This is a genomic window from Halalkalibacter alkaliphilus (assembly GCF_023555415.1).
In the GTDB taxonomy this organism is placed as follows: Bacteria; Bacillota; Bacilli; order Bacillales; family Bacillaceae_D; genus Halalkalibacter; species Halalkalibacter alkaliphilus.
Genome location: NZ_JAKRYL010000024.1, coordinates 53,712 through 61,631 on the forward strand (window position 1 = coordinate 53,712; position 7,920 = coordinate 61,631).

The window sequence follows — 7,920 nt, forward strand, 5'->3', positions numbered from 1 at the left end:
TTGTTAAAATATAAGAAATTCATTTAGAAGTAGTCTGTTCAAATAGGGAAAATCACCCCTTTTTGAACAGACTCTAGAAAGGAGGAAAACGATGGATGTTATTGTTTCACACGTAAATTTAGACTTTGATGGATTAGGATCAATGCTAGCTGCTAAAAAACTCCATCCCGGGGCTCATGTTGCTCTTACTGATAAACAGCACCCAACCGTTAAGTCCTACTTAGCAATTTATAGAGATGAACTTGGCTTTTCATCATATACAGAAATAAATTGGCAACATGTTCGTACGTTAATTCTTGTCGATGTTGCCTCATTAAAACGAACTGGTATTCCCATCCCAGACTTGTCTCCACATATACAATTCATTGTTTATGATCACCATGCACCTAAAGAAGGAGATATAATAACAGGAGAACGTCACATAGAACAAGTTGGGGCAACGGTTACGCTTCTAACTGAACAATTACATAATAGAAAGATGACAATCACTCCTTTTGAAGCAACATTATTCGGTTTAGGAATTTATACGGATACAGGGAATTTCACCTATCCACAAACAACGGAAAAAGACCTTTTTATGGCATCAGTGTTAAAGAAGCATAACATGGACATTGCATTGATTGATCGTTTCTCCGAGCAACCATTGTCGCTTGAGGATAGACAGCTTTTTCAAACACTCCTGACTAAAGGCAAGGAACAATATGACACAGGTGTTACACTTTTTCTAACGACACACGAGCAACCAAGCTATCAAAGTGGACTTGCTACCTTAACAAGAAGATTACTTGAATCAACCGATTCTGATGCAGCTATTTCAATTGTTAAAATGAAGGATCATGTGTATATAGTTGCAAGAGCAAGTTCAGAGCGCATTGACCTAAGAAAATTAATGACAGAGCTCGGTGGTGGTGGACATGCACAAGCGGCGTCAGCTACTTTAAAGAGAAAAGATCTTAATGAAGTCATAAAAACTGTTCAGAAATCATTAGCAGTAATTATCAAACCAGCCATTACTGCTGCATACTTTATGGCATCTCCAGTAAAGTCGGTTTCACCATATGACACCATTAATGAGGTTCTTGAACAGATGTATCAATACGGCCATACTGGTTTCCCTGTAGTGAATGATCAAGGACAATTGGTTGGTATCATTTCTCGTCGAGATGTGGATAAAGCAACCCATCATCGACTTGGACATGCCCCTGTAAAAGGATATATGTCTACACAGCCTGTGACTCTCCCTCCAGATGCTTCTTTGGAGGAAATTCAATCAACAATGATGAAACACAACATTGGTCGTATACCAATCTTGTCAAATGATGAAATGGTAGGTATTATATCTAGAACCGATATTATCGAACAATTACATAAGCAGACGAGCAAGTTAAGCAAGCAAACGATTATAGATATGATGAGGAGCCAGTTATCGAAAGACATTTACAAACTTCTTATCGAAATTGGAACGATTGCTGATAGTCAAGGAGTGAAAATTTATTTAATTGGTGGGATTGTTCGTGATTTTATTCTGAATCGAGCAAATGAAGATATCGACTTAGTTATAGAAGGAGACGGAATTGCCTTTGCCAACTTACTATCCGAACGTTTAGGTGGTCAAGTCAAATCACATGAAAAATTCGGTACAGCAACATGGAAAACTACAGAAAACGTTAAAATTGACATTGTCACATGCCGGACTGAATATTACGATGCCCCAGCAGCACTTCCTAATGTACGTGCTTCTAATATTCGAGAAGACCTAAGAAGACGTGACTTTACCATTAATGCGATGGCACTTCAAATTAACAAAAGTCATTTTGGGACATTACTTGACTTTTTTCAAGGTCAGGATGACATTGAGCAAAAGAACATCCGTATCTTGCATACACTAAGTTTTATTGAAGATCCTACAAGGATTATCCGAGCAGTTCGCTTCGCTTTACGCTTTCATTATCAGCTAACAGAGCAAACTTTCACGTTAGCCATCGATGCTGTAGCGATGTTAAAGCAAGTAAGTGCTAAACGTCTATTACGTGAATTCGAGTTACTCGTTAAAGAAGGTTCCATTATTGAAGCTATTAAAATGCTAGATGAGATTGGTGTGTGGACTACCTTACTTGGTCATAGTCCTACAGAGGAAGAGATAATTAAAGTAAATGCTATACTTAACGAAATACAAGATCCATTTTTTCTTTTCCTTACTTTTGCTTATCATCAAAAAGATTGGAAAAGAAAAGTGAAGTTCTTTGCGTTGACAGCTCGACAAAACCAAATCATACAGCAGCTTGAAATCTTGGATGAACACCAAAAAGAGCAACTTACTACGATCGGTTCTATCCATCAACAATTTTACAATTATACTGAAGAGACGATTTTTATTTATACTGTATTAACAAAGAACGAGATGTTGCATACCTATTTAGCGAAAAGAAAGAATGTAAAAGCATTGCTTTCTGGAAGAGATTTAATTGATAGGGGAATTAAGCCTGGTCCTGTTTTTTCTAATATTCTACACCAGTTAACATGCTTGCAACTGGACGATCAAATCAAAACCAAAGGCGAAGCAATTACGTGGCTTGAAACAAATTTTAAATAAATATTTAAAAATGTGGTTTCAATGACTTTTACTAGGGGTACTTAGAAATAGACACCTCAGACTGACAATCACGAGCCAAAGAGGTTGTCTCAAACTTAAGTCAGACTCCCTGAGCACATAAATGTGCTTCTATACACGTGAGCGTACTCATGCTGTACCTCGCGTTAGGGATTAGACTTTAGGAGACAACCTTTTTCAGTGTTTAATATAATTTAGAAAAGCTCGAGCTTTGTTTAAAGAACACTGAAAAAAAAGGTGAAAACCTTCTCCTTTTTTCAGTGTCCTCTTTTAACGATAACCCAATTTTTCAGCTTCAAGTGTAAGTTCCTCACGGAAGTTTGGATGAGCGATTTGAATTAGAGACTCTACTCTTTCTCGGATTGTTTTCCCCCTTAATCTGGCCACACCATATTCTGTGACAACGTAATCAACATCATTTTTTGACGTTGTTACAAGCCCCCCCTTTGCTAAAGCAGGGACAATTTTGGAGATTGTGCCATTTTTGGCTGTTGAATGCAAGCAAATGATTCCCTTCCCACTCCTTGCCATTCTTGCCCCTATGCCAAAATCACCTTGTCCACCTGTGGAAGAATAACTTTTCCCTCCAATCGATTCAGAATTGCACTGTCCTAAAAAGTCCACTTCAATCGTTGCATTAATCGTTACTAGTTGCTCAATTTGTGAAATTACTCTGCTATCATTTGTTTTGTTAACGGGAAACATTTGAACTTGGTTATTATTATGCATAAAGTCATATAACTTCTTGGTTCCAAAAGCAAATGTTGCTGTCATACTTCCTTTTTGTAATGGATTGTTCAAGTTCGATATTGCTCCAGCCTCAAATAATTCAACTACTTTATCTGGAAGCATTTCTGTAAATATTGTTAGGTCTCTATGATCCTTCAAATAGTTCATAATCGCATTAGGTATTGCCCCAAACCCTATTTGAAGAGTATCACCGTTGTTAATCATTTGGGCAACTGTTTCTCCGATAATTTTATCTTCTTTCCGTAAAGGAATATCTGGGGTCACTGGTAATGAGACATGATTTTCAATAAAACCATCTATTTCAGTTATATGAACTCGATTCTCACCAAATGTATATGGCATTTCATTGTTCACTTCTAATATTATTTTTTTCGCTTTTTTAATAAGTGGATAAATATAATCACAATTGGTTCCAAGTGAAAAATAACCATCTTTATCCATAGGAGAAACCGTTGCCATTATGACAATTTCCTTAGCCATTTCTTCAAGAATAGAAGGTACATCTGAAAAATGATTTGGTAAGAGATCAAGCTCTTTCTCGTAAAACCCTCTTCTCTCGTCTTTGTTTAAAAACATGGAGATAATCTTCAGTTTGGATGGTTCGGCGTCAATAACCGGTCGTAATGACAACATTTGAAACAAGCGATTTCCCTTCAATGTTTTATGTGAAGGCAAAGCGCTCATTAAAGCTGGCGGTTCTCCAACAGCCAATGGCACAATAATATCTTCATTCGGTTTTATAAGTAATACTGCTTCTTGAGCAGTGTCCATTCGTTTCCTTTCTAACAATTCTAAACAATGCAACATTTCCTCCAACTCCGTAATATTAATTATTTTTATTTTTCATTCATGAAAAAGTCATTTCAAACGAATAATATTACTATGTTTTCGTTAGTAACAAAGAGGTGTATTATCATATAGTGTTAGCAATCAAGTTTAATCCTATGTCTTACCTAACAATTATCGGAACGTGAGGAGGGCTTCCATTGTCCACCCGAAAAAGTTTAAAGGAGATAAGAAGAAGACGACGCTATCGAAACATTTTGATCTTTTCCTGTCTTACATTCCTTTTGCTTCTTGGTGCGATTGGAACGTACATATTTTCGCAGTATGAAGCTGGAAGAACAGAGACTGAACAAGGAATTATGATGATAACAAACGATAAACCAAAAAGTACGAACAATAAAGTTGATCATACAATTATTAAGGCGAAAGAACCTGAAAATAATGAACCAATTAATGTGCTTTTAGTTGGAATGGACACATCCAAGGATGAAATTGCACGCACAGATACCATCATGGTAGCTCAGTATAACCCAACAAATGGAGAAGCCAAGGTTGCCTCAATTATGCGTGATGCCTATGTAGAAATACCGGGAAAATCAAAAAATAAAATTAATGCTTCTTTTGCTTTTGGGGGAGTGGAACTGCTGCAACAAACGCTCGAACATAACTTCGATCTAAAAATACATTATTATGCTCTCGCTAACTTTGATGGTTTTATTAAATTGGTTGATACAATTGCACCGAATGGGTTAGAAGTCAAGATAGAACGTAAAATGTCAGATCCAAATAATGCAATTAACTTTGAGCCAGGAGCCCAAAGTCTAAACGGGGAAGAGACTTTAAAATATGTTCGTTTTCGTAAAGACCATGAAAATGACTTCGGTCGTGTCAAAAGGCAACAAGAAATATTACAACATCTTAAAAATGAGTTATTTACTATATCAGGTATGACCAAAATTCCAAAACTTATTGGTATGTTGGAGCCTCATTTAGAAACAAATATGCGCACGACCAAAATGCTAAGCTTAGGAAGAGATGTCGTTCTTAATCCTATTGATAATATTGAAACGTTACGTATCCCTATTGAGAATAGTTTTACAGATGCGTATTATAAACATGCTGGAGCCGTCTTAGACATAGATGTTGATACAAACCGTCAAGCAATCACAGAGTTCTTTGATAAAACAGAATAGAATATATAACAAGTAAAACATAAAAAAGGCTGACTACCCAAGGGGCACTGAAAAAGGTGTTTTTCCTTTTTCAATACCCTCTTACTTAATTCCTTTATTGGAATTAAAAGTAGTCGAGCCTTTTTTTATTCAGTATATTCTTTAAACACAAGCGTTGCGTTGTGTCCCCCAAAACCTAAAGAGTTACTTAAGGCAGCTCGTACGCGCTGCTTACGCGCCTCATTAGGAACGTAATCCAAATCACAGTCAGGATCTGGGTTCTCATAGTTAATCGTTGGAGGGATGATACCTTCTTTTATTGCCTTAACTGACAAGATCGCTTCAACAGCCCCTGCAGCCCCTAATAAATGCCCTGTCATTGACTTAGTTGAGCTTACTGCTAATTTATAAGCATGATCGCCAAAAACTGCTTTCGCTGCCATTGTTTCAAATTTATCATTATATGGAGTACTCGTACCATGAGCATTTAAATAATCAATATCTTCAGGTTTTAAACCAGCATCTTCAATGGCTTGCTTCATAGCTCTAGCACCGCCTTCTCCCTCTGGTGCCGGTGCTGTTACGTGATGCGCATCTCCTGTTGCCCCGTAACCAACAATTTCAGCATAAATCGTAGCTCCACGCTTTTTCGCTGATTCTAAACTCTCAATGATTAAAATCCCTGCTCCTTCTCCCATAACAAACCCATCACGATTTGCATCAAACGGTCTTGAAGCAGTTTGAGGATCCTCGCTAGTGGACACAGCTTTTGCTGAACAGAAGCCAGCAACTGCCATATTCGTAATTGGCGCTTCTGATCCTCCAGTAATCATTACATCAGCATCTCCACGCTGAATGACTTTAAATGCATCGCCAATTGAATTCGTACCGGAAGCACAAGCTGTAACAGTACAAGAATTAATTCCTTTTGCTCCAGTTGTAATGGATACCTGACCCGAAGCCATATCTGGAATCATCATTGGAACGAAAAATGGACTAACTCGACGATGTCCTTTCTCTAAAAATTGACGGAAATTCTGTTCGTATGTCTCCATGCCACCAATTCCCGAACCAATCCAAACTCCAACCCTAGGAGCAATATCTTCTGTAATTTCTAAATTTGCATCTTTTAGTGCCATTAATGAAGAAGCAACAGCAAATTGTGTAAACCTGTCCATTTTACGAGCTTCTTTTTTGTCAATAAATTCAGCCGGATCAAAATCACGAATTTCGGCTGCTACTTTCATTGGAAATTCTTCAGCTGGAACTCTTGTTAGTGGACCGACTCCCGATTTCCCAGCTATTGCATTTTCCCAAGTATTTTCAACATTTAAACCGAGGGGCGTTACCGCACCCATCCCAGTGATTACAACACGTCTTTTTTCCAAAGTCATTCTCTCCTTTGCGTAATGGTTATCGTCCCCATCTAATTGCAACAGAGCCCCATACCAGACCAGCTCCAAACCCTACTAAAACAAGTAAATCCCCATCTTTAATCTTACCACTTCTTAACTCATCTACCATAGCCATAGGGATAGAGGCAGAAGATGTATTTCCATATTTATGAACGGTTTTAGACATCTTTTCTACCGGAAGGTCTAATCGCTCTCTAGCCGCTTCCATTATACGAATATTTGCTTGATGTGGTACGAGAAAATCACAGTCCTCTTTTGTTAAACCTGCTTTCTCAAGCACTCGTAGTGATGAATCCCCCATTTGACGCACAGCAAATTTAAATACTTCACGGCCGTTCATTTGTAAATACTTACCTTGTTGATTAATATGCATGGCTCCAGTTCCATCAGCACCTAATTCAAAGGCTAAAATTCCTTTATCTTCAGAAACAGGCCCTAGAACTGCCGCCCCCGCACCATCTCCAAATAAGACTGCAGTATTACGGTCAGTAAAATCTGTAATTTTTGATAATTTTTCCACACCGACAACAAGAATATTCTTATATGCTCCAGTTTCTATAAATTGTTGTCCTGTTGCTAGTCCATAAATAAATCCCGCACATGCTGCACTAATATCCATGGCAGCTGCCTTTTTTGCTCCTAGACGGTGTTGAATTAATGTAGATACCGTCGGAAAGGGCATATCTGGCGTAACAGTTGCCACCAAAATTAAATCTATATCTTCAGCTGAAACTCCAGCATGTTCTAATGCATCCTTAGCTGCAAAATAAGCCATATCCGAACTATCAACATCTTTAGGCGCAAAACGTCTTTCTTCAATTCCTGTTCTCGTTCGAATCCATTCATCATTTGTATCTATTTTCTTTTCAAAATCAGCATTTGTGACAAGCTCTTCTCCAATGTAGCTTCCCATACCTAAAATTCCTGCTTTTGTCATCTTACTCAATCCCCTTTCGCGAAGCACACGACCTTTTGGGTAATTATTAGTACCTGATCCTAATTTTACAGTAAGAAAAGAAATATGTCTACAAGCCGATACCCCAAAAGGTCGATTTTTACCTTTTGGGGTATCGGCGATGTAATGTGCGGAGCCGCTGCTTTGTTTTAAGCCTAAAGGAGCGCCCTTCTCCTTTAGGCGCGCAGCGTGCGGAGCCATTGCAAACATGTTCGCTCTCTTCTCGTTAAT

General features: G+C 38.1%; 5 protein-coding genes. 2 read left to right on the plus strand and 3 right to left on the minus strand.

All coding sequences use genetic code 11. From position 1 onward, the window contains the following. The first annotated feature begins 91 nt into the window (after positions 1–91). On the plus strand, positions 92–2,593 hold the full coding sequence (locus MF646_RS18810; protein ID WP_250098039.1) for a CBS domain-containing protein: 2,502 nt from the start codon (positions 92–94) through the stop codon (positions 2,591–2,593). 288 nt (positions 2,594–2,881) lie between these two features. Here the strand turns inward: MF646_RS18810 and MF646_RS18815 are convergent, their stop codons facing one another. Then, positions 2,882–4,168 (minus strand): acetyl-CoA hydrolase/transferase family protein, encoded by a 1,287-nt coding sequence (locus tag MF646_RS18815; protein ID WP_250098040.1) that lies wholly within the window; start codon positions 4,166–4,168, stop codon positions 2,882–2,884. 179 nt (positions 4,169–4,347) lie between these two features. Between MF646_RS18815 and MF646_RS18820 the strand changes: the two genes are divergently transcribed. Further along, positions 4,348–5,340 (plus strand): LCP family protein, encoded by a 993-nt coding sequence (locus MF646_RS18820; RefSeq protein WP_250098041.1) that lies wholly within the window; start codon positions 4,348–4,350, stop codon positions 5,338–5,340. A 125-nt stretch (positions 5,341–5,465) separates the two neighbouring features. On the opposite strand, the gene fabF is transcribed toward MF646_RS18820, so the two are convergent. Beyond that, the gene (fabF, locus tag MF646_RS18825) at positions 5,466–6,707 is read right to left on the minus strand and encodes a beta-ketoacyl-ACP synthase II (RefSeq protein ID WP_250098042.1); all 1,242 of its coding nucleotides are present in this window, start codon (positions 6,705–6,707) and stop codon (positions 5,466–5,468) included. A gap of 25 nt (positions 6,708–6,732) precedes the next feature. Further along, on the minus strand, positions 6,733–7,671 hold the full coding sequence (locus tag MF646_RS18830; protein WP_250098048.1) for a beta-ketoacyl-ACP synthase III: 939 nt from the start codon (positions 7,669–7,671) through the stop codon (positions 6,733–6,735). Positions 7,672–7,920 lie beyond the last annotated feature (249 nt).